We start from the raw sequence: 22,990 nt of genomic DNA on the forward strand, positions 1-22,990 counted from the left end.
GACCGGACACCGAACCTATCCGTTTTACTCTCTAACGTCACCCTTCTCGCTTCCGACCTCACACCTCCCTTGCGCGTTGCCACCATCGACATCGGCACCAACACCTGCCTCCTCCTCATCGCCGACGTGACGCCCGACGGGGCGCTCCGCGTCGCCTACAAAGAAGACCGCTTCACGCGCCTCGGCCAGGGCGTCGACGGAAGCAAGAACCTCCACCCGGACGCCATCGAGCGGGTGATGACGGCCCTCGCAGCCTACAAGCAGCAGGCCGACACCCACGGTGCCGAGGCGGCTGTGATCGGCGCGACGAGCGCATCCCGCGACGCCGCCAACCGGCACGTCCTCGTGGACCGCGCGCGCGACGAACTCGGCCTCGACTACCGCGTGATCGCGGGCGAGGAAGAAGCCCGGCTGAGCTTCCTCGGTGCGCTCTCGGCGTTTCCGGACCTCGACCGCGCGGTCGTCCTCGACATCGGCGGCGGCTCCACAGAACTCATCACGGGCCGCCGCACGGGCGACGCGTCACAGGACGGCATCGAGATCGAGCACCGCGTGAGCCTCGACGTGGGCGCGGTGCGGCTCACTGAGCGCTGCTTCGAGACGATCCCCCCGAGCGCCTACCACGTCGTCACCGCGCGGCGCACCGTCACGGACGCGCTCGGGACGGTCCCGCTCGACGGACGCCTCCCGCTCCTCGGCGCCTCGGGCACGACGAGGGCGCTCGCCAAGCTCGTCCACCCCGACAACCCGTGGCAGGACGTGCCCACTGCCGAGATCCACGCGTGGAGCAAGCGTCTGCTCACGCTCGCACCCGACGAGGTACTCGCGCTCAACCCCGCAGCCATGGAAGGGCGCAGCGACGTGTTCGCGGCGGGCGTGCTCATCCTCGACCTCGTGTGTGCGAACGGTGGCTTCGACGCCTACCGCCCCAGCCCGCGCGGCCTGCGCTACGGCCTCGCGCTGGACTGGGCGCGGCGTCATGCCTAGCCGCTATTTCGCCGTCTATTCCCTCTCATCGGCGGCGGCGACCTCAGGGAGGCGCTCCACCGTGCGCAGGCGGGCACCCGACTCGATGTCCCAGACGATGAGCGGGAGCCGGATGCCGCCCGTGACGAACTGATCGGTACCCGGTCGAAATTCGCCCGCGAAGAGCAGCCGCCGGCTGCTGAAGCTCGCGGTCTGGGTCATCTGCCGGACGACGGCCTCGCGGTCGGGGTCGCCGAAGGCGACCGGGTCGAGGAGCGTCGCCGTCCCGTCGAGGTCCAGTGTGGCGAGGAGCGCGCCGTCCGGTCGGGCCGTGAGCTTCGAGACGAAGTCGGGGTGGACGCGCACCGAGTCGATCCGAGCGCCGGTGTCCAGGTCCACCGCGATCACATCGCCCCCGACGCCCGCGAAGAAGCCGGTGCGCCCGCCCGGTAGCACCGCGACATCCTTGACGTTGCGCTGCCCGTCGCGAGGGCGCAGCTTGGCCGTCCACGTGTGCACGACTGCGCCCGTGGCGATGTCCATGAGCCGCGCCTGCCCGTCGAAACGCGCGACGAAGAGCCAGCCGCGCTCGGGCACGACGTCGAAGTCCTCCACGATCAGCGGGTCGCCGTTCGGCATCGTGTCGCGACCTAGGTCGTAGACGCGGCTGGGGATGCCGGTGTGCCAGACGTAGCTCGTCAGCGTGCGCCCCTCCCCTGCGGCAAAGAGTAGACCGTCGGGCGTGGTGCCGTCGGAGCCGAAGCGGGCGACGTTGACACTCCCCGGCCGGTCCTGCACGTCGAACACGAGGGCGCCGGTCTTCAGGTCCATCACCGCGAGCCGTCCGCCGTTGCTCCCGAACGCCACGTAGCGGCTGTCCGGCGTGAACGCGAAGCCGAAGAGCCGGTCGTCATCGGTCGCGTAGCGGTGCTGCAGGCTCCAGTCGTCGGCGTTCCAGACCAGGAGCGTGCCGGTGCCGGTGCTCGTGGCCGCGAGCGTGCCGTCGGGCGAGAAGGCGAGGTCGGCGCGGACGACGCGCTGCGCGGAGGCCGGGAGTGTGGAGAGAACGACGGCGAGTAGAAGGAGGAGATAACGCATGAGACGAGCCAGAGACTAGGGAGTCGTGACATTCAGTAGGTCAGACGCTCACGCCGCAGCGATTTCGTGTCCGCAAGGCGGACGAGGAGTGCGATCCTCAGGAGTGCGATCCTGTAGGATCAGGCGACGAGTCGAACGCAGCGGGAGCGGAATCGAAGCCGGGAGCGACCATCAGCTTAGATGTCACTACGACCCAAAAGAGAGGCAAGAAGAAGGGTGGCAAGAAGGGCAGCTGATAACGGAGCCAGCGAGAAGGGACTGCAGACCTACGCACACGCTGTACCACGGCCTCCTGGTGGCCGCAGCGGCTAGTTTGGCGTCCCAGACTGCGCGCTTGCGCCCGGTTCGCCGGGCGGCTCCGCTCGGAACCTGCCCTGGTCGATCTGGTGCCATCGCCTCCGAGACGCCCTTTCCTATCCGCTCAGAGACGCTATGACTGCAATCAACCTTGCCGACAAGTTTGCGGCGCTCGACAGGCTCTGGGAGCCGCATGTGGTCGCGGAGCTCAACGGGCAGGCCGTCAAGGTCGCGCGCGTGCAAGGGGAGTTCGTCTGGCACAAGCACGACGACATCGACGAGCTCTTCTGGGTGGTGCGCGGGCGGCTGCGGATCGAGTTTCGGGACCGCGTGGTGGAGTTGGGTCCTGGCGAGGTGTGCGTGGTGCCGCGCGGCGTGGAGCACCGGCCCGTCGCCGACGAGGTGGCGGAGATCGTACTCTTCGAGCCGCTCGGCGTCGTCAACACCGGCGATGCGGCCCCGTCCGACCTGACCGCGCCCGTCGATGCCCGGCTCTGACCTGAAAGCCCGGCTCTGACCTGAAAGCCCGGCTCTGACCTGAAAGCCCGGCTCTGACCTGAAAGCCCGGCTCTGACGCTCGGCCGTTTCGCTCTTCGCCAACCCTACGCGCGCGGCTCCGAACGTACCGAAGAGCCACACGTTCACACCTGCGTACATCCACGCGTCCATACCTCCCAAGCGATGCCTCCGCCCAACGCCGGGCCGCAAGCGCCCACGCCCCCCTCGATCCCCGGCGTCAAGAACGCCATCGCCGTCGCGTCCGGAAAGGGCGGCGTCGGCAAGAGCACGGTCGCGGCCAACCTCGCCGTCGCGCTCAGCCAGGCCGGGCACAAAGTCGGCCTCGTGGACACCGACATCTACGGCCCGAGCGTCCCGACGATGTTCGGCGTGCCCGAGGGCGAGAAGCCGCGCCTCAACGACGAGCGCAAGATTCTTCCGCTGCGGCGCTATGGCGTGAAGCTGCTCTCGATGGGCTTCCTCGTGGACACCCGCAACGCCGTCATCTGGCGCGGCCCGATGGTGTCGTCCGCCGTCCGGCAGTTCCTCAGCGACGCCGACTGGGGCGAGCTCGACTATCTGATCCTGGACCTTCCGCCGGGCACAGGCGACATCCAGCTCACCATCGTCCAGACGATCCCGCTCACGGGGTCCGTCGTCGTCTCGACGCCGCAGAAGGTGGCGCTGGACGACGCGCGCAAGGGCGTGGCGCTCTTCCAGAACGTGAACGTGCCCGTGCTCGGCATCGTGGAGAACATGGCCTACTTCGTGCCGCCGGACCTGCCCGACCGGCGCTACTACCTCTTCGGCCAGGGCGGGGCGCGCAAGCTCGCCGAGGAGCTCGGCGTGCCGCTCCTCGGCGAGGTGCCCATCGAAGAGCAGCTCCGCGAGTCGGGCGACCGCGGCAAGCCCATCGTCGTAGCCGAGCCAGAGAGCGCATCGGCCAAAGCGTTCCAGCGCATCGCGGAGGAGACGATCACGCAGGTCACGATTCGCAACGAGAGCGAGCCGCCGACGCAGCCCATCGAGATTCTGTACAAGTAAGGCGGTATCGCAGTGCCGCGGTGAGTTGGTGCCGCCGTTGGGCGTAGGTTGGGAGCACCTCGCCCCACCTGACCCCCCTCAATGCACGCGCCCCTCGTCCGCTACCTCCGCGACTGCTTTGAGGAGGACCACCGCCGCGCGACGCTGTGGAACGTCTTTGCCAAAACCATCGGGCCGCGCTACGTCGTCCCCGAGCGCGAGGACATCCTGACGGGCGACCTGACACTGCTCCCGCTCGTCGGCGAGACGGCAGTGGATTTCCAGAAGGCGACGACGCTCTACCAGCGCGAGAAGGAGCTGCTCTACGCGAGCCTGTTCGTCGTCGGGTCGTGGCCGCGCACCGAGCAGGACCGCGACGACGACACAGTCGGGGGATTCGGGCGCCCCGTGCGGATCTGCGCGCCGCTACTCACCTACCCCGCCACGCTCCAGGAACGTCCTGGCGGGACCTTCGCTGCGCTCGACCTCAGTGACCCGCGCCTGAACGAAGGCCTGCTCCGCGCGCTCGACTCTAGCCAGGAGGGCCCAGACCAGAAGGACGACGCAACGCTCAGCGAGCGGCTTTGGGACCACCTCACCGCCGAGCCACTCAGCGCAGCTAGTCTCTACGAACTCGCCGCACTGCTGCAGGAAACCGTCCCCTCGCTCGACGGCACGCAGGCCGAGGCCTTTCCGGCACTTGTCGATGCGGCAGCGTTGCGGACACGCATGCCAAAGCGCGGCCTCGCGCTCCTCCCCGCTTCGATGCTACTGCTCGCCCCGCGCGGGCGCGGTACCCGCGGCGTCCTCAGCGAACTCGACGCGCTGGCCACCACGACGCAGCTTTCGGCTCCGCTGCGGTTTCTGTTCACCGGTCAGCAGGCTCCAGCGCCCCGGCAGTCTGGCGACCACCTCGTCCCGGCTATCCTGAGCCGCCCGCAGCAGGCCATCCTCGACCGCGCGGCCGAGCGAACGGCGTCGGTGGTGGTGGGGCCACCAGGCACGGGCAAGTCGTACACCATCGCGGCGCTCGCAGCCGAGCATGTCCTGCGCGGCGAGACGGTGCTCGTCGCCTCGAAGATGGACCATGCCGTCGATGTCGTCGCCGACAAGATCGAACGGCAACTCGGCATGCCCGGCGTGGCGATGAGAGCCGGACGGCGCGGCTATGGCAAGGCGCTCAAGGCGTACTTCCGCCAGCTGCTCAGCGGGATGCATACGCAAGACGCGCCGACCGAGCACGCACTCAACGAGCAGCGTCGGCGCCTACTGCGCAGCCACGCTGCCATCGACAAGGCGGAAGCTGGGCTGGCCAAGCGCGAGCGGCAAGAGGCCGCCTGGAGCCGCGCGCTCGCCGACGCGCCCCGGAGCCTGCGTGCTCGATGGGCAGCCTGGCGCACCAGCCGCACCGAGGCGGTCTGGCACCTCGCCGAGCGCTACGAGGCGCGCCTCCGCCGCTTCGTTGTGGAGGCGCAGGACTATGCCCGACAGCGCAACGCGTATCGCCTGGCCGATGTCCTGAAGCGGCGGCGGCTGGAAATTCAACTCCTCGACCAGGCGCTCCGCGCTCGCGCGAGCGGCACCCAGAAGAAACGCTTCGAGAGCATCCGGCTAGACACGCTGTTGGCCGCCTTTCCCGTCTGGCTCGTCGCGCTGGGCGACCTCGCCGAGACGCTGCCGATGGAACGCGAGTTGTTCGACCTCGCCATCATCGACGAGGCGTCGCAGTGCGACCTCGCGAGCGTGCTCCCGCTCTTCCAGCGGGCGAAGCGGGTCGTGGTCGTCGGGGACCCGCAGCAGTTGCGGCACCTGTCGTTTCTCGCACGGCCCCGGCAGGCCGCCCTCGCGGAGAAACATGGCCTTGATGCTCGAACGACTGCCGACTTCGACTACCGGAGCCGTAGCATCCTCGACTTGATGGACGCGCGCATAGGCTCGCAGGACGATGTAGTGTTTCTCGACGAGCACTACCGCAGCGCGCCGCCGATCATCGCCTTCAGCAACGCGCGGTTCTACGGCGAGCGGCTGCGTGTGATGACGGCCAAGCCCACGCCGCCGCCGGTACCTCCGCTCGTGCTGCACCGCGTGGACGGACACCGCGCGGCCTCGGGCGTGAACGACACCGAGGTCGAGCACGTGCTCGACGCGGTCGTGGCACTCGTAGCCGAGGACGCTGAGGCTCCGGGCGGGTCGGCGCGCTCCATCGGCGTGCTGTCGCCCTTCCGCGCACAGGTCGATGCCCTCGGTGACGCCCTCACGGCACGCTTCGAGGCGAGCGTCCTCGACCGGCATCGAGTGATGGTCGGGACGCCGTTCACGTTCCAGGGCGAGGAGCGCGATGTAATGCTCCTCTCGTTCGCACTTGACAGCGATTCCCACAGCGCCGCCTTCCGCTACCTCGACCGCGCCGACGTGTTCAACGTCGCCGTGACCCGCGCCCGCTACCAGCAGCACGTCATCACCTCGCTCGACCCGCGCCAGGTGGCCGCTGACTCGCTGCCTGGCGCTTATCTCCAACATATCGCCGAGGCGAGTCTGACCAACTCGGCCGTGGTCACGCGCGCGGCCTCGCTCGATCGGTTTGCAGCCGAGGTCGTTGCCGGACTGGAAGAACGAGGCTGGACGTGCCGGGTCGGCTTCCCTATCGCCGGGCTGCACCTCGATCTTGTGGTGATGGACGAGGCGCATGCGTGCGGCATCGACCTGATCGGCTATCCGGGGGCCTTTGAGGCGCAGCTGGCCCCCGATCGGATCCGCATACTGGGCCGGGCGACGCTTCCGGTGCTCCCGCTCCCGTACGCACGCTGGTACCTCGACCAGACGGCATGCCTCGATGCGGTCGGGGATGCGTTGCGTCGCGCCCCAGCCCTTGCTCCTCATTTCATCCGGGAAACCTCCGACGGGAGCCTAGACCCGCGAACCTGACGCTTGCTTCGCCGTAGCAGCAAAACACAAGATCCAGACGCCGCCGATGAGCACCACGACCACCCTTCAGGACGACGCGCTGAACCAGCGCATCGAAGAAACCCTCGACACGATCCGGCCTTACCTGATGGCCGACGGTGGCTCGGTGCGCCTGCAGAGTGTCACCGACGACATGGTGGTCGAGCTCGAACTCCTCGGCGCCTGCGGGACGTGCCCGATGAGCATGATGACGCTGCGCGCAGGCATCGAGCAGGCGCTCAAGCGCGCGGTGCCCGAGATCACCCGCGTGGAGGCCGTGACGCCGTCCGCGCATTAGGTGCCGTCCTAGTTTTTTCTGCCAGCCCGCCCCGATTTCGTTCGCTCGTCGGGGTTTGCTGTTCGGGGCCAGGTGCGTAGATTCAGCGCGCCCCTCCCCCTGCGCCACCTGGCGTGCCCCTTTCGCGACGTGTGCCCGTCGGCTCCCTACCGGAGACTTCCCCACCCGACCGGCAACACCACCCCACGTTGCCATGAGCGAGCACCGCAACATCACCCGCATCGATATCGAGCCGAGTGCCGAGCCGCCGCGTCGCAGCGCGACGCACGGCTGGCAGGTGCGCGTGCGCAGAAATGGCGCGCGTCACACCAAGTTCTTCTCGGACTCGCGCCACGGCACGCCAGACGCAGCCCTCGGTGCGGCGATCTCTTACCGCGATACCTTGCTCGACGCATTGCCTGACGCCACGCCCCCCTCCGCCCGCCGCGCCTGGTCCAATACCGGCGTCTCCGGCCTCAGCCTCCGCACCAAGGCCGGTAAGGACGGCGACGAGAAGCTCTACGTCCAGCTCTCCTGGATCGACGCCGAGGGCAAGCGGCGCGGTGCCGCCTACTCCGTCGCCAAGTGGGGCCTGCGCCGCGCGCTCTGGAACGGCTGCCTCCGCCTCTACCGCGAACACGAGGAGGCGGGCCGCGACACCGTCGAGCCGCACCTCAACTTTGCCACCGCGCAGGAGACCCTAAGTGAGTTGCTCGAAGAGGAGCAGCGCAAGGAGGACGAGGCTAAGAGCGAGGAAGAGGCCCGCCAGCGCGCCGAGGCGGCTGATCGTGGCGAGGTCCCCTCGCTCAACCTCGACCGGCTCGCCCCCGTGGAGCGCATGCAGAAGGAGGAGAAGATCCAGGAGCACCTAGAGTCGAAGCTGTTTGGGAAATAGCACCGACGGCGCTACACTTTCGGCTCTCCGTTTTTCCGCTGGATCTCTGAGCCCATGCACCCGAACGCTGCGCTGATCGACCGCTTCTACACGGCCTTCCAACAACGCGACGCCGAGGGAATGGCCGCGTGCTACCACCCCGATGTCGTCTTCAGCGACCCGGCGTTCCCGCACCTCGTGGGCGACGAGGCCCGCGCGATGTGGGCGATGCTCTGCGAGCGCGGCACCGACCTCGTACTCTCCCACAGCGACGTCCACGCTGACGACACGACCGGCCGTGCTGCCTGGGAGGCCACGTACACCTTCGGTGGCAAGCGCAAGGTCCACAACCGCATCCAGGCGCACTTCCGCTTCGAGGATGGCCTGATCCGCGAGCACCGCGACACATTCAGCTTCCCGCGCTGGGCGCGGCAGGCGCTCGGCCCGATGGGGCTCGCGCTCGGCTGGACGCCGTTTGTCCAAAACAAGGTGCGCCAGCAGGCTCGCAAAGGCCTCGATCGGTATATGGCAAAGCAGAGCGAATGACCAAAAGCAAACGCCCCGGAATCTCTTAGATTCCAGGGCGTTGCCCACATGGTGTGGGGTGCGGAGAGGGAGGGATTCGAACCCTCGATAGAGCTATAAACCCTATACTCCCTTAGCAGGGGAGCGCCTTCAGCCACTCGGCCACCTCTCCGGGTGTGTGCTTGGCGAAACAGGCAGCGTTTGAGCAGCGCAGGCCCGCAAGATAGGACGGCCTCGCAGCGCCGTCCACCCGTGCGCCGAAATTCAACAAAGGGCAGAGCAAGACGAGCAGCGGCCGCTCACCTTTGTCGTGCTGAACTTGATTCAGCATCTCTGCGATGCCACGAAACACCGAAAACGTTAGAGATCCCGGATCAAGTCCGGGATGACAAGGACATGGGCCTGTGCCCTTCTCTACGACGCGGCTTTGAGCGCTTCGGCGCCGGACGAGATCTCGATGATCTCCGTCGTGATGGCGGCCTGGCGAGCGCGGTTGTAGGTCAGCTTGAGGTCCTTCAGCAGCTCGCCCGCGTTCGTGGTCGCGTTGTCCATCGCCACCATGCGCGCGCCCTGCTCGGCGGCGTTCGACTCCAGCAGCATGCGCCAGAGTTGGTAGGTGAGGAAGCGCGGCACGAGGTCGTCGAGGAGGCGCTGTGCGTTGGGCTCGAAGATGTACTCGACTTCGCCGTTGTCCTCCGCTTCGATGTAGTCCTCGCTGGCCTGCATGACCGGCGTGAGGAAGCCGTCAGCGGGAATCGGGATGAGTTGCTCCGCGATCCGGTTCTGCGTGATCGTGTTTTTGAACTCGTTATAGACGACCGTGACCTCGTCCCACCGCCCAGCGTCCCACCCTTCCATCGCGGACTCGATGACGCGCGTGGCCTGCGTGACGCTGAGGCTGTTGAAGACGCCACGGAAGTCGGCGCCGTCGGTGTCCATCACCATCTGATAGCCGCGCTTCGAGAAGTGCTCATGCGATTTGCGCCCCACGGCGAGGATGTAGAGCCCACCCGCCGCTTCGAGATCGGCGTAGCGCTCTGCGATGGTCGCCTCGGCCTTCTTGAGGATGTTCGCGTTGAACGCCCCAGCGAGGCCGCGGTCGCTCGTCACGACGACGACGAGGGCCGCGTCCACCGATTCCCGCGCCTGGAAGAGCGGGTGGCTCGACGGGTCCACGCCTGAGCGGAGGTGGCCGATCAGCTCGCGGATTTTGAAGGCGTAGGGACGCGTGTTGAAGATGCGCTCCTGGGCCCGCCTCAGCTTCGCCGCCGCCACCATCTTCATGGCGCGCGTGATCTGCTGCGTGTTCTTGACCGTCTTGATGCGGTCGCGGATGTCGCGAAGGGAAGCCATGTTGGATTAGGGTATAGGTGATAGGGGATGGGGAACAGGGAGGGTCAGCGCGACCCCATCCCCTATTCCCGAGGCCCTAATCCCTAGCTCAGCGTAGCAGCGACGTCCTTGGCCTCGCTCTCGATGGCGGCCTTGGCCTCGTCGCTCATCTTGCCGGACGTGGCGAGGTCGTCGAGGTGCGCGGCGTGTTTGAGACGGAGCGCCTCGCGGTACTCGCGCTCGAACTGACGCATCTTCGAGGTCGGGATGCTATCGGCGAAGCCATTCGTGACGGCGTAGATCAGCGCCACCTGCTCAGCGACCGGCACCGGCTGGTACTGCGCCTGCTTTAGGATCTCGACGAGGCGCGCGCCGCGGTTGAGCTGGCGTTGTGTAGCCGGGTCGAGGTCGGAGCCGAACTTGGCGAACGCCTCCAGCTCGCGGTACTGGGCGAGGTCGAGGCGGAGCGTACCGGCGACCTTCTTCATCGCCTTGATCTGGGCGTTGCCACCCACACGCGACACCGAGATGCCGACGTTGATGGCCGGGCGCACACCCGCGTTGAAGAGGTTGGACTCGAGGTAGATCTGGCCGTCCGTGATCGAGATCACGTTGGTCGGAATGTAGGCCGACACGTCGCCCGCCTGCGTCTCGATGACAGGGAGCGCCGTGAGCGAACCACCACCCTTGACCTTGCCCTGGAGACTGTCCGGGAGGTCATTCATCTGACCAGCAATCTCGTCGGACGCCGTGATCTTGGCGGCGCGCTCCAGGAGGCGGCTGTGGAGGTAGAAGACGTCACCCGGGTAGGCTTCGCGGCCTGGCGGGCGGCGGAGCAGCAGCGACACCTCGCGGTAGGCGACGGCCTGCTTCGAGAGGTCATCGTAGACGACGAGCGCGTGGCGGCCCGTGTCGCGGAAGAACTCGCCGATGCACGCGCCGGCGAAGGGCGCGATGAACTGGAGCGGCGCGGGCGACGAGGCCGGGGCGTTGACGATGACGGTATAGTCCATCGCGCCGTTGGCTTCGAGCGCGCGCTGCACCTGGGCCACCGTGGAGGCCTTCTGGCCGACGGCGACGTAGACGCAGAAGACCGGGCTGCCGCCCTCCTCGTGCGTCTGCTTCTGGTTGATGATCGTGTCGATCAGGACCGCCGTCTTACCGGTCTGGCGATCGCCGATGACGAGCTCACGCTGGCCACGACCGATCGGGATCATCGCGTCGATCGACTTGATACCGGTCTGGAGCGGCTCGGTGACCGGCTCGCGGTAGATCACGCCCGGTGCCTTGCGCTCCAGCGGCATCTCTAGGAGGTCGCCCGTGATGGGACCGCGGCCGTCGACGGCGTTGCCGAGCGGGTCGATCACGCGGCCGAGCATGCCCTCGCCGACGCTGATCGAGGCAATTCGACCGGTGCGCTTGGCCTCGTGGCCCTCCTTCACCTGGTCGACTTCGCCGAAGAGCACGGCACCGACGTTGTCCTCTTCGAGGTTGAGCACCATGCCGGTGACGCCCGTCTCGGTGAACTCGATCAGCTCACCGGCCTGGACGTTCGAGAGGCCATAGAGGCGCGCGATACCGTCGCCGACTTGGAGGACGGTGCCGACCTCGTAGACGTCGGTTTCGCTGGAAAAGCCGCCCAGCTCTTCGCGGAGGACAGCAGTGACTTCGTCCGGTCGAATCGTAGCCATGGAGAAGGGGAAGTTGAAAGTTGAAGGTTCAAGGTTGAAGGTTGGTGGGTCCAGGCTTCGCGGCCTTGGACCTTACACCTTCAACCCTCAACACACTAGTTCATTGAAACGTAGGCGCGCTGGGCGAACTGGTCGCGGAGCTGCGCGAGTTGGTGACGGACGGAACCGTCGTAGACCTGGTCGCCGATGCGGACGACGATGCCGCCCATCAGGGCTTCGTCGACGCGGACCTGGAGGCGCACCTTCTTGCCGGTGCGCTGCTGAAGCGTCTTGGTGAGGGCTTTGGTCTCCTTCGCGGAGAGCGGCATCGCGGAGCGCACGTCGGCTTCGACGACACCGTTGACCTCGTCGCGGAGGGCCTGGTAGGCGTCGAGCACCTCGGGGAGCAGCCCGTCGCGGTCTTTCTGGACGAGCAGCTTCACAAAGTCGAGCGTGAGCGGCTGCACGTTGCCCTTAAGGAGCTTCTCCACCACCGACGTCTTCTTGTCGTTCGGGATGACGGGGCTCTCGAAGAGGAGCAGCAGGTCGCGGGAGTCGGCGAGGCTGGTGCGGAGGTCGCGCACGTCGGCGTCGATCTTCTCGACCGACCCGGCGGCACTTGCTTCTAGAGCCTCAGCCTCCTGGTAGAGCGCCTGCGCGTAGCGTCGAGCGACGGGGTTCATAGATCGGGGTGTGAACGTTTGGAGGCGCGAAGGCGTGATCGACTCTGCGTCTACGCCTTCAACCATCCGGACTTAGTTCTTCGGCATCTCGGTGAGGAAGGCGTCGACCAGCTTCTGCTGGCGGCTGGCGTCGAGGTTCTCGCGGAGGATCTTCTCCGCCGCTCCGATGGCGAGCCCGGCGACTTCCTGGCGCAGTTCGCCGATGGCGCGCTGCTTCTCGTTCTCGATGTCCTTCTTGGCCTGCTCCTGCATGCGGGCGATCTCAGCCTTCGTCTTGTCGGCTTCACGCTCGCGGAGGGCCTGGGCGTCGTCGCGGGCCTCGGCGAGGATGCGCTGAGCTTCGCGCTCGGCCTCACGGCGCTGCTTCTCGTTGTCGGCCTGCATGGCCTTCGCCTCAGCAAGCGCCTTCTCGGCACGCGTGATGGACTCTTCGATGGTGGCCTCGCGCTCGCGGAGCGCCGACGTGATCGGCCCCCAGGCGTACTTGCCCACGATGAAGAGGAAGAGGGAGAACGCAATGACGATCCAGAAGATCAGCCCGGCGTTCGGGGAGAGCAGTCCACCAGCAGCGAGGATGGTCGCAATCATCGGAACGAGGTCAATACAGGTAAAGGGGTGAGGCGGGTGAGCGGCGAGCCGAGGTCGTCTCGACTCGCCGCTCCCACACTCGCGTTGGGGTCCTCAGTCGCGCCGGACTTAAACAGTCTTGAGCGCGACGAGGATGCAGACGACGAGGCCGAAGAGCGCCACACCCTCGATGAGGGCCGCGGCGATAATCATCGTCGTACGGATGTCGCCCGAGGCTTCAGGCTGACGGGCCGTGCCTTCGAGGGCAGAGCCAGCGAGGCGGCCGATGCCCATGCCGGCACCGATGGCAACGAGACCGGCGCCGATGGCAGCACCGAGGTAGGCAAATGCGAGTCCTTCCATTGTTGGGGTAGGGGGTTTAGAGGATCTAGGGTGACAAACGCGAGCGCGATGCCCGCTGAGGTATTCGTGGGCCGCTAGGCCGTGACCGGGGCGCCGACGAGTTGCTTCTCCTGCGTCGAGCCGTTCGTGGCGACGATGGGAGCCGAGGCGTGACGCGCGATCTCATGCGCGTGCGACTCGTCGTGGTGGTGATGGTCGTGCTCCTCCGCAGCCTGCCCGATGAAGAGCGCCGAGAGGATCGTAAAGACGTACGCCTGGATGAGCGAGACGAGCACCTTGAGGGCGTAGATGAACACCGTCATCAGGATGCTCGGCACGGCCACGCCGAAGCCTACGACCGGCCCGAAGAGGGCACCGAGGATGAAGATGAGCCCGATCAGATTCAGGATGACCAGGTGACCCGCCGTGATGTTGGCGAAGAGCCGGATGGCGAGCGCGAAGGGCTTCGTAAAGATGCCCAGGATCTCGACCGGGATGAGAATGAACTTGATCGGGACCGGGATACCGGGCGGCCAGAGGATGTGCATCCAGTAGTCCTTCGTGCCTGCCATCTGCGTGAGCGCGAAGGTGAAGAAGGCCAGCACCGCCGTGATGGCGATGTTCGACGTAGCGGCCGCGCCGTAGGGCATGAGGCCGAGCAAGTTGCACGTCAGAATGAAGAAGAAGACCGTCAGCAGGTAGGGCATGTATTTGTCTGCCTTGTTGCCAAGCTGCGGGACGGCGATCTCGTCGCGGACGTAGAGGATGATGGACTCCAGCATGTTCTGGAGCGTGCCCTTCGGCGCCGAGGTGCGCCCGACGCCCTTCTTGTACTTGCTCGCCATCGAGATGAAGAGCAGCGCTACGATGAGCATGCCCAGGAGCGCGAAGAGCAGGTGGCGCGTCGGCGAGAGGTCGATCACCATCGAGCCGGAGGCCGGGACGATGGTCTCGTAGAGGTGCTTGCCCGATGCGAGCTTGGCTTCGAGGCTACCAGAGGCGCCATCTCCGTAGGCGCCATCTCCGTAGGCGCCGTCGCTCGTCGAATCGCCACCGTACCCAGCGGCAGCGTCATCGCTGGCGGAGTCGCCGCCCTGCTCGCCATCCTCTTTCTTCATGACGTAGTCGCCGGAGCGAAGGGCGGCCTTCGTCGTCGCGTAGAAGTCGAAGCCGAGCGCGCCGGATGCGTCACGGACGACGAAGAAGCGCGGCAACTCGACCTTGGCAAAGGGCAGGAAGTCGAGGTAGTTGCCGTCGACGCTGTGCTGGACGGCGTCGAGTTGGTCGCCTTCAGCGGCACGAACGGGCAGCGCCACGGTCAGCGCGACGAGAGCGAGGACGACAAAGCGGAGGGCGCGCATCAGGCGAGGGTGGGGAATCGGATGGGAGGAATGCGCGAGTCGGGGAGCTCTTCAGGGGCGTCCGTTCAGACGGTTGGCGTGATCGCGTTCATGTCGCGACCTTTAAGCAGCCACCACTCGCCGCCGACGCCTAGGACAAACGCGCCAAGCAGACCGGTGACGAAGCCCGCCTCCTGCACGTCGACGAGCAGCAGCGTCAGCACCACAGCGAGGAGCAGCAGCACGATCCGTACGACGAGGCTCGAGAGCACGAGGCGGATGAAGACGTTGTCGGGTCGCGTGAGGGCGTGGCGGATTACCGCGTAGCTCGCCGCCGCGTTGCACACGCCGAGGCCCGCGCCGAGGGCAAAGCTGAACCAGAAAGCGCTGGGCATACGTCCAGGGGCGGGAGCCGTGGGGGAAGCGGGCGAAGGGAAGAAGCAGAACGCCCGAGCGCAGAAGGCTTCGGGGGCGTCGGCGCGCAAGTTAGACCGACCCATTTTGAGGGGGCGGCAAGGGGGCGTGAAGATGAGGCGAAATGGCCTGTTTTCGCCGAAAAAGCCCTTCGCCGCGTCTTCGCAGAAGCCAGCCCTAGCTGTCCGTTTCCGGTCCCGCTTGCGGCCTCGTTTGCGCCCCCTGAACCGACCTTTCAGAGCGGCTCCCGTAGCGCCGTGCTGACTCCGCGTTGAGATCGGCTACGAGCCGCAGGAGCACCACGAACACAGCGATGACGCCAAACAGGCTGCCCAGCAGGATCCCCCACGGGCTCGTGCCCAGCCACCCGTCGGCGAGATAGCCGAGGCCAGCCATCATCGCCATCGTGAGTCCAACTTGAATGCCGACGTGCAGGTACGGCCCCGCCGCCTTGAGGGCCGCGCCCGGACTGCTGCCGATGCGTTCGGCGCGTGGCGCCTCGTCCGCAGGGCGACCGCCTGGCGTGCGGTGGGCATAGTCGTCGGTGCGCTTCGCAGCCATGAGCATAAGGGCTTCAGACGTCCAGGCTTCGCAGCTGTGGAGCCGGGAGCGACAGCTGTGTGGGGGACGGCTAAGCAGGCTTCTTCGCCTCGGACTTGGCCGCGCCTGACTTCGTCACGCCGCTCATATCGCAGCGCCCGGTGAACACCGCCCCGTCTTCCACGACCAGCTTCGAGGTGCTGATGTTGCCGTTGACGCGCGCGGTGCTCTTCAGGACCAGGCGCCCCTGCACCACCACATCGCCGTCGACGGTGCCGCTGAGATCGGCGCTGGCCGACTCGAGAGTTCCTTCGATGCGCCCTTCTGGGCTCACCACAGTGCGACCGCTGACATGGACATCGCCCTTGATCTCGCCGCCGATGTGGATGTCTGCCTGCGAGCGCAGGCTGCCCTCGATGACCGTTCCAGCCCCGATGATGTTGTTGGTAGGGCCGACGGGCGAGGGCGAGCCGTTGCGGAGCTTTGCCATGGAGGTAGAATCCGACTTAGAGGATCGAGAAAACATGGAGGGGAGGGAAGTACCTGCCAGGCTACGTCGGCGCGCTCCTGCGGTCCGCGCTGGACGCCAAGAGTCATGCGCCGCTCGTCACGAGGTACTGCCGGGGATCCTGGGCGAGGCCGTTGCGCCACAGTTCGAAGTGGAGGTGCGGGCCGGTGGTGATCTCGCCGGTGTTGCCGCTCACGGCGACGGCTTCGCGGCTGCGAACCCGGTCGCCGATGCGCTTGAGCAGGCGGTCGTTGTGTTTGTAGACAGAAAGATAGCCGTCGGCGTGCTGCACGGCAATCGTGAAGCCGCCCTCGTGGGTCCAGTCGGCGAAGGTGACATAGCCGTCGCCCACGGCCCGCACGGTGGTCCCCTCTTCCACGACGAAGTCCGCACCGAAGTGCCCACCCTGAGCGTTGTAGCCGCGCCCAAGGAAGCCATCGACGGGTGGCAGGACAGGAAAGCGGAGGCTGGCGAGCGCCTCGGCCGCACGCACAGCCGACACCGGTTCTTCGCCTGCGTCCAGGAAGCGGTAGCGGATGGCAGGTTGCTCGTGGTCAGCCCAGTTGTCAGTAGGCGTGGCCTGCGCCACGGCCCCAGGCTCGTCGAAGCGGCTCAGGTCGGGCAGTTCGGGCGGCGATACAGACACCTCCGACGTGTCAGCCTCTCCTGTGATGAGGCGTCCGAGTTGGGCGAGCTGCTGGTACTGCACGGCGATCGAGTCGCGCATGGCCGCGATGCGTGCGTCTTGCTCTAGGATGCGGCCGCGCAGCGCGTCTGCATCGGGACCTACGAGGGGCGCGCGGAGCGCAGGCGTGAAGACGATCAGTGCCGCGAGCGCGCCGCCGAGCACCAGCACGGAGACGAGGCCGACGCCGAGCAACACAGCGGGCTGCACACGGTATTGGTGCGGCTGGAGGGCCTCGTCGTCCATGAGGATGACGGTGCAGGAGCGTCCGATGCGACGCGCTAGATCGAGCACGAAGCGAAGCATAGGCGAAGCGGAAGACTCGACCGGGCTGGCGCCTGGTCGGATTGACCGGGGCCGCACGCTGCTTTCTTGGTTTCTACACAGCGCAACGGCTAAATTACTCCGTTTATCATCGCGCACTGCGAAGTCCCCACGAACCTTATCTACACATGCCTCAGCACAAGTCTGCCGAGAAGCGTGTGCGCCAAAACGCCAAGCGCCGCGCTCGCAACCGCTACCAGAAAGTACGCATCCGTACCCTCATCAAGGACCTTGAAGCCACGCAAGACCCGGCCGCTGCCGCCGAGAAATTGCGCGTGGTCAAGGCCCAGCTCGACCGCCTCGCCACGAAGGGCATCTTCCACCGCAACAAGGTGGCCCACATGAAGAGCCGCCTCGAGCTTCACGTCAACGGCTTGTAGCACTGCCCGGTGTCCCGCGAGGGATCCCAGCGTCCCAACACTAGGCAGTTCCTCCGCCAAGGAACTCTCATCGGGCGCCGAGAACCAACTCGCCCGTCGCACTTCGTACCCAGGCCCACTGGGGCCGCCCGGCCGAATTTCTCAGGGTTCCGTACACTTCTCCCAGTCTCCGCTTGATTGTCTGGGTGCTTGATGCCGAATCTTGGGAGATCGGAGATCTCTCCCCCTACCCCCGTCCTTCAGGGCGTCGCTTCCTCTCTCGGACCGCACTCCTGCACGGGCTGGCACGTCGGAGGACCCCGTTCGTCAACCTCCTAAGCATTGTCTCGGACGGCTCCTTCCCTCGTCCACCATCACGTCCACGAACCGCATGACTACCACCATGACCTTGCGTCTACACACGGCACTTTTGCTCGGCTGTGCGGCCCTGCTGCTGCTCGCACCCCAAGCTGAAGCCCAGGTGCGCGCCGACAACTCGCTCTACATCGCTGCACGGGTCGGCGTCGGCGCCTATGGCGGCGATATTGACGGGGTCGCTGACGGCGAATTCGGCGACTACTTCGACCAGCTCGGCCTCGGCTTCGGTGGCGAGATTGGCTACCAGTTCTCGCCGTCGCTCGCCCTCGGTGTGCTGTACCACTACGGTTCGTACCCAGGCCTCGAAGAGTTTGAGGACCGGCCTGACTTCTTCGCCAACGACGGGGACGTTGTGCAGCACCTTGAAGTGCTCTTCCGCTACGTCCCCTTCTCCAACGCGCGCCTCAGCCCGTTTGTGCTGCTCGGTGGTGGCTTCACGCTCTCAACACCCGACCCGCTCCGCCCGTCAACCAACGACGCGGACTCGTGGGGAGCTGGTCCTGTTGCGGGCCTCGGCCTCGACCTCGTGCTCGGCTCGCGTCTCTCGCTCTTCACTGAGCTCAAGGGCTTCCTCGTGATGCCGGACGACGCCGTCGACAACAACAACCCGGGCGAGAACAACGACGGAGACGCTGCCTTCTTCAACACGGATGCAGACGACATGGACTTTGACATCCTCGGCTATGGAGGAATCGGTCTGCGTCTCACGTTTGCCCCCGCTATCACGAAGGTTGACGCTACCATCGACGGCCCGACAAGCCTCCTGACAGGCGAGTCTGGCACCTACACCGCCTTCGTCAACGACGACGCGACCGGCCCCTGTGAGTACACCTGGGACTGGGGCGACGGCCAGACCGCCACCGGCCTGACGGCGACCCACATGTATGCTGAGGAGGGTACCTACACGGTCACCTTCTCGGCGGCCTGCAAGGCCAACACCGATGTCGAGACGCTGCTCGTGACGGTCACCGCCCCGCCGCCGCCGCCGGTCGAAGCGCCTGCGCTCGCCAACTGCACGGCGACGCCGTCTGAGGCCAACCTCGGCGAAGCTGTCCGCTTCAGCGCCACCGTGACGGGCACGCAGCCGATCACCTTCGCCTACGACTTCGGCGACGGCTCCTCGGCCAACACGCTCACCGCCACGCACACCTACGCCGAAGAGGGCGAGTACACGGTCACCCTGCGCGCCTCCAACGAGGCCGGCAGCGACCAGTGCACCTTCGTGGTCAACGTGGTGGACCGCTTCTGCGCTGAGGTCAGCGACCTCAACACGGTCTACTTCGACTACGGCGCCAGCAGCCTCACGGCTGACGCGCAGGGCCGCCTCGCGGAGAACATTGAAGTACTCGAGCGCTGCCCGAACCTCTGCGTCGTCGTCAGCGCTTACACCGACGATCGCGAGAGCGACAAGCTCCGTCTCTCGGAGCGCCGTGCTGGCGAAGTCAAGGCCTACTACATGGAGAACGGCATCGACGACAGCCGCATCGTATCACGCGGCCTCGGCGAGGCGCCGGACTCCAACTCGAAGGAGGATCCGGGCCCGGGTGACCGCAACGCCCGCCGCGCCGAGTCCGCGCCGGTCGATTGCGACGAGCTTCCTTCGGACAGCTAATCGCGCCTGACACCCGCTCGTAGGGCTCTTCCTACAGAGCAAGACCTCTCCCTTCTTCGGGGAGAGGTCTTTTTTTATGTACTTGGTTCTGCCTATACTTGACTGGGTGTGTGCTGCCATCGTTTCCCCCCTGCACACACCCCTCGCTTTTCGCACACCCCCTCGTCCGTCTCTCTATGAAGCACCTTTGGAACGCTCTATTGCTGAGCCTAGCGGCGTTGCTGGTTTCCTCCGCAGCACTCGCTCAGGTTCGTGCCGACAACACCTTCTTCCTTCAAGCGCGCGTCGGTCTGACGACCTATGGCGGTGACATCGACAACAACCCGGACAACGAGATCGGGACTTATCTCGAAAACGGCGACATCGGCTTCGGTGGCGAGCTCGGCTACCAGTTCAGCCCAGGTGGGGCCATCAGCCTGGCGTACCTCTACGGATCCTACCCCAATACGCTTACGGACTTCGCAGACGCCCCGATCCCGAGCACGGTGCGCGACAGCGATGTAGTTCAAGAAGTCCAGCTGCGCCTCCGCCTTACTCCCTTCGGAGGTTGGCGCATTGCCCCGTTTGTGACGCTGGGCGGATCGTTCGCGTTTGCCACGCCGGGCAACTCGGAGAACGACCCCCTTGAGGACTTTGCCTACGGCCCCCTCTTCGGTGGCGGCCTCGACATCCAGCTTACGGGGCGCCTAGCATTGGTGCTGGAAGGCGATGTGCGTCTCTTCTTCCCGGACGGCGGCATCGACGGGTCTGACCCAAGCAACGCGACCATCCCGGTTGCCGCTGACGAGTCTGACTTCGACGCCCTGGGCTTCCTCGGAGGCGGTGTGCGCTTCACCTTCAAGTCGCCCATCACCAAGGTGGATGCCATGATCGACGGCCCGATGTCGCTGGAGGCCGGCCAAACCGGCACCTTCTCGGCTGACGTCAACCCCGACGCTACAGGGCCGCTCTCGTTTGGGTGGGACTGGGGCGACGGCAGCACGTCGACCGGTCTCATTGCTACGCACACCTACAGCTCGCCCGGCGCCTACACTGTGACCTTCACGGCCACGGGCCCCGCCAACACCGATGTGGAGACGATGACCGTCGAGGTCACCACACCGCCTGCACCGCCCGCCCAGCCGCCTGTGCTTGCCAACTGCACAGCCACGCCAGGCACCGCAAGCGTTGGTGAGGCGGTCCGCTTCAGCGCTACCGTGACCGGCACCACGCCAATCTCGTTCCGCTACGACTTCGGCGACGGCGGCTCCGCCAACACGCTCAACGCGAGCCACACGTACAACCAGACCGGTACCTACACCGTCACGCTCACGTCGACCAATGAAGCGGGCACCGACCAGTGCACCTTTGTCGTCAACGTGGCGGACCGCTTCTGCCAGGACGTCTCGGAGTTGAACACCGTGTTCTTCGACTACAGCGCCAGCGCCCTCAACAGCGAGGCCCAGAGCCGCCTGGACGAGAACATTGAGGTGCTCGAGCGGTGCCCGGACCTCTGCGTCATCGTCAACGGCTACACGGACGACCGCGAGGGCAACAAGCTCAGCCTGTCTGAACAGCGGGCCACGGCCGTCGCCGCGTACTATGTGCAGAGCGGCATCGACCAAAGCCGCATCCAGACCCGCGGTCTCGGCGAGGCGCCGGACTCCAACTCGAAGGAGGATCCGGGCCCAGGTGACCGCAACGCCCGTCGTGCCGAGTCCCTCCCTGTCGGGTGCTCTGCACTCGGCAACTAGGCCACCTGTGCGCTGAGCGCACGCCACCCCTTACCCCCAGCGCGAGGCCGGTCCTATTTCCTGGGACCGGCCTCGTCTCATCTTGCTCAGTCACAATGAACCCGGTGGCCCACAATTGAGCAGAGCATGCTTAGATTGACGGCGAAAGCATACCGTCAAGGTGTAGCCCCTCACCGAGGTACTGTGGATCGATTGTTGCTTTTCGCGAAGCCTGCCCTCCCTTTTCTCGCTCGGACCTGGCCTATGCGCGCGTGTCTCTCGCAGACCATCGTCTCCTGTCTTCGACCTCGTCATGCTTGGCGCGCGGCCTTCCTTCTGGTTAGCCTCGCCCTTCTGAACGCGACCTGGCTGGCACCCTCAGCCGACGCCCAGCAACGCCCAGGTAACTCGCTCTACCTCCAGGCTCGTGTAGGCTTGTCGCTCTATCAAGGGGACCTCGACAACAACCCCGAAAGCCGCCTCTTTGGCACCTACACGCTGCAACGCGACAACCGGGATATCGAGTACGAGGGCTACTTCCCAAACGCAAGCCTAGGCGGCGGCTTTGAGATCGGCTACCAGTGGCGCCCTGAGTTGGCCGTGGGAGTCGCCTATCACTTCGGGCGCTACGACGCGATGCGCACCGCCCCGTCGCCCGTCAACCCTGCCGACCTCGTCGCCTTCAATAGTACGGCCGATGTCCATGAGGCACAGCTGCGCTTGCGCTACACCCTCTTTCCGCAAGCCCGCATCTCCCCGTTCACCACGCTCGGAGCAGCCGTAGCGCTCCGCTCACCAGCCACCGTTGACGATGACGGCGATGTAGGCTGGGCCCCCCTGCTCGGGGCTGGCCTCGACATCAAGCTAACGCCGCGCTTCGCGCTCGTCGCCGACCTCGACGTTCGCCTCTTCTTCCCAGATGCCGCCCTCGACGGAGCCAACTTTGGCTTCAATCCCGGACGCATTCGTCCCGCATCGGCCTCGCGCGACGACAACGCCGACTTCGACGTGCTCAGCCACCTCGGCCTCGGGTTGCGCTACACCTTCAAGTCGCCGGTCATCCCCGTCGATGTCACCATCACTGGGCCGGACACGCTCTTCGTGAACGAACTCGGCACGTTCACCGGCGACTACAACCGCGACGCCACACCACCTCTCGACTTTGCGTTCGACCTCGGCGACGGCACGCTGGATGCCGACGTGCTGCGCACGAGCCATGCCTACCAGCAACCGGGTACCTACACCGTCAGCTTCACGGGTACGGGCCCGATCAACTCGGACGTGGCCGGCAAGCCGGTCATTGTGATTGAGCGTCCGACGCAGGCCCCCGTCCTCGCCGACTGCTCCACGTTGCCTCAGGAAGCCGTGCTTCTTGGCGAGGCCGTGCGCTTCTTCGCCCAGGTGCGAGGGACGGAGCCGTTCAGCTACAGCTACGACTTTGGCGACGGCACTACGTCGGCACAGCCGAGCCCGTCGCACACCTACGCGGCTGCAGGCGTCTACACGGCCACGCTCACCGTGACCAACGTAGCGGGCAGCGCGACGTGCACCTTCCAGATCATCGTCACCGACCCCTTCTGCGACGAGGTCAGCGAGCTCAATACGGTCTTCTACGACTACGAGTCGTTCGCGCTCACCTCGGCGGGACGTATGCGCCTCGACGAGAACCTCGACGTGCTGCGCCGCTGCCCGGACCTCTGTGTGCTGATCGTGGGCTATGCCGACGACCAGGAGCGCAACCCGCTCGACCTCGCCGAGGACCGAGCCGATGCGGTCGAGCGCTACTACATCGCCAACGGTATCGACTCGGTCCGCCTCACCACCGAGGGACGCGGCATAGCCCCGGATTCGCGATCGAAGGAAGACCCGCTGCCAGGCGACCGCAACGCCCGCCGCGCCGAATCCATCCCCGCCGAGTGCACGACGTTCGTCCCGCTGGACCGCTGAGCCCGCCGCGCTGAACTTTCCGGCGCGCCTGCGCGTCTCACACCCACTGGCGGCCGCCGAGCCGACGGCTGCCCAC

Annotated in this window: 22 protein-coding genes and 1 tRNA gene; 11 read left to right on the plus strand and 12 right to left on the minus strand. The window is 66.2% G+C overall.

Going from position 1 to position 22,990, the window contains the following annotated elements:
- Positions 1-69: 69 nt before the first annotated feature.
- Positions 70-987, plus strand: a complete 918-nt coding sequence (locus AAFU51_04850; protein MEO1570577.1) for an exopolyphosphatase — start codon at positions 70-72, stop codon at positions 985-987.
- A 15-nt stretch (positions 988-1,002) separates the two neighbouring features.
- Here AAFU51_04850 and AAFU51_04855 read toward each other — a convergent pair whose 3' ends face one another.
- Positions 1,003-2,064 carry a hypothetical protein gene (locus AAFU51_04855; GenBank protein MEO1570578.1) on the minus strand — a complete coding sequence of 354 codons (1,062 nt, stop codon included), beginning with the start codon at positions 2,062-2,064 and terminating at the stop codon, positions 1,003-1,005.
- Between the two features lie 432 nt (positions 2,065-2,496).
- Here AAFU51_04855 and AAFU51_04860 point away from each other — a divergent pair, with 432 nt between their 5' ends.
- The 6 genes from AAFU51_04860 (at position 2,497) to AAFU51_04885 (ending at position 8,522) form a co-directional block, all read left to right on the plus strand.
- A complete protein-coding gene (locus AAFU51_04860) occupies positions 2,497-2,859 on the plus strand; it encodes a cupin domain-containing protein (GenBank protein MEO1570579.1) in 363 nt (120 codons plus the stop codon).
- Between the two features lie 183 nt (positions 2,860-3,042).
- Positions 3,043-3,903 carry an Mrp/NBP35 family ATP-binding protein gene (locus tag AAFU51_04865; GenBank protein ID MEO1570580.1) on the plus strand — a complete coding sequence of 287 codons (861 nt, stop codon included), beginning with the start codon at positions 3,043-3,045 and terminating at the stop codon, positions 3,901-3,903.
- 81 nt (positions 3,904-3,984) lie between these two features.
- Positions 3,985-6,807 carry an AAA domain-containing protein gene (locus AAFU51_04870; protein ID MEO1570581.1) on the plus strand — a complete coding sequence of 941 codons (2,823 nt, stop codon included), beginning with the start codon at positions 3,985-3,987 and terminating at the stop codon, positions 6,805-6,807.
- A gap of 46 nt (positions 6,808-6,853) precedes the next feature.
- Positions 6,854-7,123, plus strand: a complete 270-nt coding sequence (locus AAFU51_04875; protein MEO1570582.1) for a NifU family protein — start codon at positions 6,854-6,856, stop codon at positions 7,121-7,123.
- A 193-nt stretch (positions 7,124-7,316) separates the two neighbouring features.
- The gene (locus tag AAFU51_04880) at positions 7,317-7,997 is read left to right on the plus strand and encodes an AP2 domain-containing protein (protein MEO1570583.1); all 681 of its coding nucleotides are present in this window, start codon (positions 7,317-7,319) and stop codon (positions 7,995-7,997) included.
- Between the two features lie 54 nt (positions 7,998-8,051).
- Positions 8,052-8,522 (plus strand): nuclear transport factor 2 family protein, encoded by a 471-nt coding sequence (locus AAFU51_04885; GenBank protein ID MEO1570584.1) that lies wholly within the window; start codon positions 8,052-8,054, stop codon positions 8,520-8,522.
- Between the two features lie 61 nt (positions 8,523-8,583).
- On the opposite strand, the gene AAFU51_04890 is transcribed toward AAFU51_04885, so the two are convergent.
- From AAFU51_04890 to AAFU51_04940, 11 genes are all read right to left on the minus strand, one after another.
- A tRNA-Ser gene (locus tag AAFU51_04890) sits at positions 8,584-8,673 on the minus strand.
- A 242-nt stretch (positions 8,674-8,915) separates the two neighbouring features.
- Positions 8,916-9,854, minus strand: coding sequence for an ATP synthase F1 subunit gamma (gene atpG / locus AAFU51_04895; GenBank protein MEO1570585.1), 939 nt, complete (start codon positions 9,852-9,854; stop codon positions 8,916-8,918).
- A gap of 83 nt (positions 9,855-9,937) precedes the next feature.
- A complete protein-coding gene (gene atpA / locus AAFU51_04900) occupies positions 9,938-11,524 on the minus strand; it encodes a F0F1 ATP synthase subunit alpha (protein MEO1570586.1) in 1,587 nt (528 codons plus the stop codon).
- 95 nt (positions 11,525-11,619) lie between these two features.
- Positions 11,620-12,186, minus strand: a complete 567-nt coding sequence (gene atpH / locus AAFU51_04905; GenBank protein MEO1570587.1) for an ATP synthase F1 subunit delta — start codon at positions 12,184-12,186, stop codon at positions 11,620-11,622.
- 72 nt (positions 12,187-12,258) lie between these two features.
- On the minus strand, positions 12,259-12,774 hold the full coding sequence (gene atpF, locus AAFU51_04910) for a F0F1 ATP synthase subunit B (protein ID MEO1570588.1): 516 nt from the start codon (positions 12,772-12,774) through the stop codon (positions 12,259-12,261).
- Positions 12,775-12,882: 108 nt separating this feature from the next.
- Entirely contained in the window at positions 12,883-13,116 is a 234-nt protein-coding gene (gene atpE / locus AAFU51_04915) for an ATP synthase F0 subunit C (GenBank protein MEO1570589.1), read from the minus strand.
- A 74-nt stretch (positions 13,117-13,190) separates the two neighbouring features.
- A complete protein-coding gene (atpB, locus tag AAFU51_04920) occupies positions 13,191-14,456 on the minus strand; it encodes a F0F1 ATP synthase subunit A (GenBank protein MEO1570590.1) in 1,266 nt (421 codons plus the stop codon).
- A 65-nt stretch (positions 14,457-14,521) separates the two neighbouring features.
- Positions 14,522-14,830, minus strand: coding sequence for a hypothetical protein (locus AAFU51_04925; GenBank protein ID MEO1570591.1), 309 nt, complete (start codon positions 14,828-14,830; stop codon positions 14,522-14,524).
- A gap of 196 nt (positions 14,831-15,026) precedes the next feature.
- On the minus strand, positions 15,027-15,410 hold the full coding sequence (locus AAFU51_04930; GenBank protein MEO1570592.1) for an AtpZ/AtpI family protein: 384 nt from the start codon (positions 15,408-15,410) through the stop codon (positions 15,027-15,029).
- Positions 15,411-15,480: 70 nt separating this feature from the next.
- Positions 15,481-15,879, minus strand: a complete 399-nt coding sequence (locus AAFU51_04935; GenBank protein ID MEO1570593.1) for a polymer-forming cytoskeletal protein — start codon at positions 15,877-15,879, stop codon at positions 15,481-15,483.
- A 103-nt stretch (positions 15,880-15,982) separates the two neighbouring features.
- The gene (locus tag AAFU51_04940; protein MEO1570594.1) at positions 15,983-16,888 is read right to left on the minus strand and encodes a M23 family metallopeptidase; all 906 of its coding nucleotides are present in this window, start codon (positions 16,886-16,888) and stop codon (positions 15,983-15,985) included.
- A 146-nt stretch (positions 16,889-17,034) separates the two neighbouring features.
- Between AAFU51_04940 and rpsT the strand changes: the two genes are divergently transcribed.
- The 4 genes from rpsT to AAFU51_04960 all read left to right on the plus strand — a co-directional run bounded on the left by rpsT (position 17,035) and on the right by AAFU51_04960 (position 22,914).
- Positions 17,035-17,286, plus strand: a complete 252-nt coding sequence (gene rpsT / locus AAFU51_04945; GenBank protein MEO1570595.1) for a 30S ribosomal protein S20 — start codon at positions 17,035-17,037, stop codon at positions 17,284-17,286.
- A 382-nt stretch (positions 17,287-17,668) separates the two neighbouring features.
- Complete coding sequence (locus AAFU51_04950; protein MEO1570596.1) at positions 17,669-19,255, plus strand: PKD domain-containing protein; 1,587 nt, start codon at positions 17,669-17,671, stop codon at positions 19,253-19,255.
- Between the two features lie 176 nt (positions 19,256-19,431).
- Positions 19,432-20,988 carry a PKD domain-containing protein gene (locus AAFU51_04955; protein MEO1570597.1) on the plus strand — a complete coding sequence of 519 codons (1,557 nt, stop codon included), beginning with the start codon at positions 19,432-19,434 and terminating at the stop codon, positions 20,986-20,988.
- A 243-nt stretch (positions 20,989-21,231) separates the two neighbouring features.
- Entirely contained in the window at positions 21,232-22,914 is a 1,683-nt protein-coding gene (locus AAFU51_04960; GenBank protein ID MEO1570598.1) for a PKD domain-containing protein, read from the plus strand.
- The last annotated feature ends 76 nt before the right edge of the window (positions 22,915-22,990 follow it).

Source organism: Bacteroidota bacterium, from assembly GCA_039821555.1.
Taxonomy (GTDB): Bacteria; Bacteroidota; Rhodothermia; order Rhodothermales; family Rubricoccaceae; genus JBCBEX01.

Excerpts from the sequence above, each read along its gene's own strand:
- AAFU51_04855 (MEO1570578.1), bottom strand. The coding sequence starts at position 2,064 with ATGCGTTATCTCCTCCTTCTACTCGCCGTCGTTCTCTCCACACTCCCG.
- AAFU51_04860 (MEO1570579.1), top strand. The coding sequence starts at position 2,497 with ATGACTGCAATCAACCTTGCCGACAAGTTTGCGGCGCTCGACAGGCTC.
- AAFU51_04865 (MEO1570580.1), top strand. The coding sequence starts at position 3,043 with ATGCCTCCGCCCAACGCCGGGCCGCAAGCGCCCACGCCCCCCTCGATC.
- AAFU51_04870 (MEO1570581.1), top strand. The coding sequence starts at position 3,985 with ATGCACGCGCCCCTCGTCCGCTACCTCCGCGACTGCTTTGAGGAGGAC.
- AAFU51_04875 (MEO1570582.1), top strand. The coding sequence starts at position 6,854 with ATGAGCACCACGACCACCCTTCAGGACGACGCGCTGAACCAGCGCATC.
- AAFU51_04880 (MEO1570583.1), top strand. The coding sequence starts at position 7,317 with ATGAGCGAGCACCGCAACATCACCCGCATCGATATCGAGCCGAGTGCC.
- AAFU51_04885 (MEO1570584.1), top strand. The coding sequence starts at position 8,052 with ATGCACCCGAACGCTGCGCTGATCGACCGCTTCTACACGGCCTTCCAA.
- atpG (MEO1570585.1), bottom strand. The coding sequence starts at position 9,854 with ATGGCTTCCCTTCGCGACATCCGCGACCGCATCAAGACGGTCAAGAAC.
- atpA (MEO1570586.1), bottom strand. The coding sequence starts at position 11,524 with ATGGCTACGATTCGACCGGACGAAGTCACTGCTGTCCTCCGCGAAGAG.
- atpH (MEO1570587.1), bottom strand. The coding sequence starts at position 12,186 with ATGAACCCCGTCGCTCGACGCTACGCGCAGGCGCTCTACCAGGAGGCT.
- atpF (MEO1570588.1), bottom strand. The coding sequence starts at position 12,774 with ATGATTGCGACCATCCTCGCTGCTGGTGGACTGCTCTCCCCGAACGCC.
- atpE (MEO1570589.1), bottom strand. The coding sequence starts at position 13,116 with ATGGAAGGACTCGCATTTGCCTACCTCGGTGCTGCCATCGGCGCCGGT.
- atpB (MEO1570590.1), bottom strand. The coding sequence starts at position 14,456 with ATGCGCGCCCTCCGCTTTGTCGTCCTCGCTCTCGTCGCGCTGACCGTG.
- AAFU51_04925 (MEO1570591.1), bottom strand. The coding sequence starts at position 14,830 with ATGCCCAGCGCTTTCTGGTTCAGCTTTGCCCTCGGCGCGGGCCTCGGC.
- AAFU51_04930 (MEO1570592.1), bottom strand. The coding sequence starts at position 15,410 with ATGGCTGCGAAGCGCACCGACGACTATGCCCACCGCACGCCAGGCGGT.
- AAFU51_04935 (MEO1570593.1), bottom strand. The coding sequence starts at position 15,879 with ATGGCAAAGCTCCGCAACGGCTCGCCCTCGCCCGTCGGCCCTACCAAC.
- AAFU51_04940 (MEO1570594.1), bottom strand. The coding sequence starts at position 16,888 with ATGCTTCGCTTCGTGCTCGATCTAGCGCGTCGCATCGGACGCTCCTGC.
- rpsT (MEO1570595.1), top strand. The coding sequence starts at position 17,035 with ATGCCTCAGCACAAGTCTGCCGAGAAGCGTGTGCGCCAAAACGCCAAG.
- AAFU51_04950 (MEO1570596.1), top strand. The coding sequence starts at position 17,669 with ATGACCTTGCGTCTACACACGGCACTTTTGCTCGGCTGTGCGGCCCTG.
- AAFU51_04955 (MEO1570597.1), top strand. The coding sequence starts at position 19,432 with ATGAAGCACCTTTGGAACGCTCTATTGCTGAGCCTAGCGGCGTTGCTG.
- AAFU51_04960 (MEO1570598.1), top strand. The coding sequence starts at position 21,232 with ATGCGCGCGTGTCTCTCGCAGACCATCGTCTCCTGTCTTCGACCTCGT.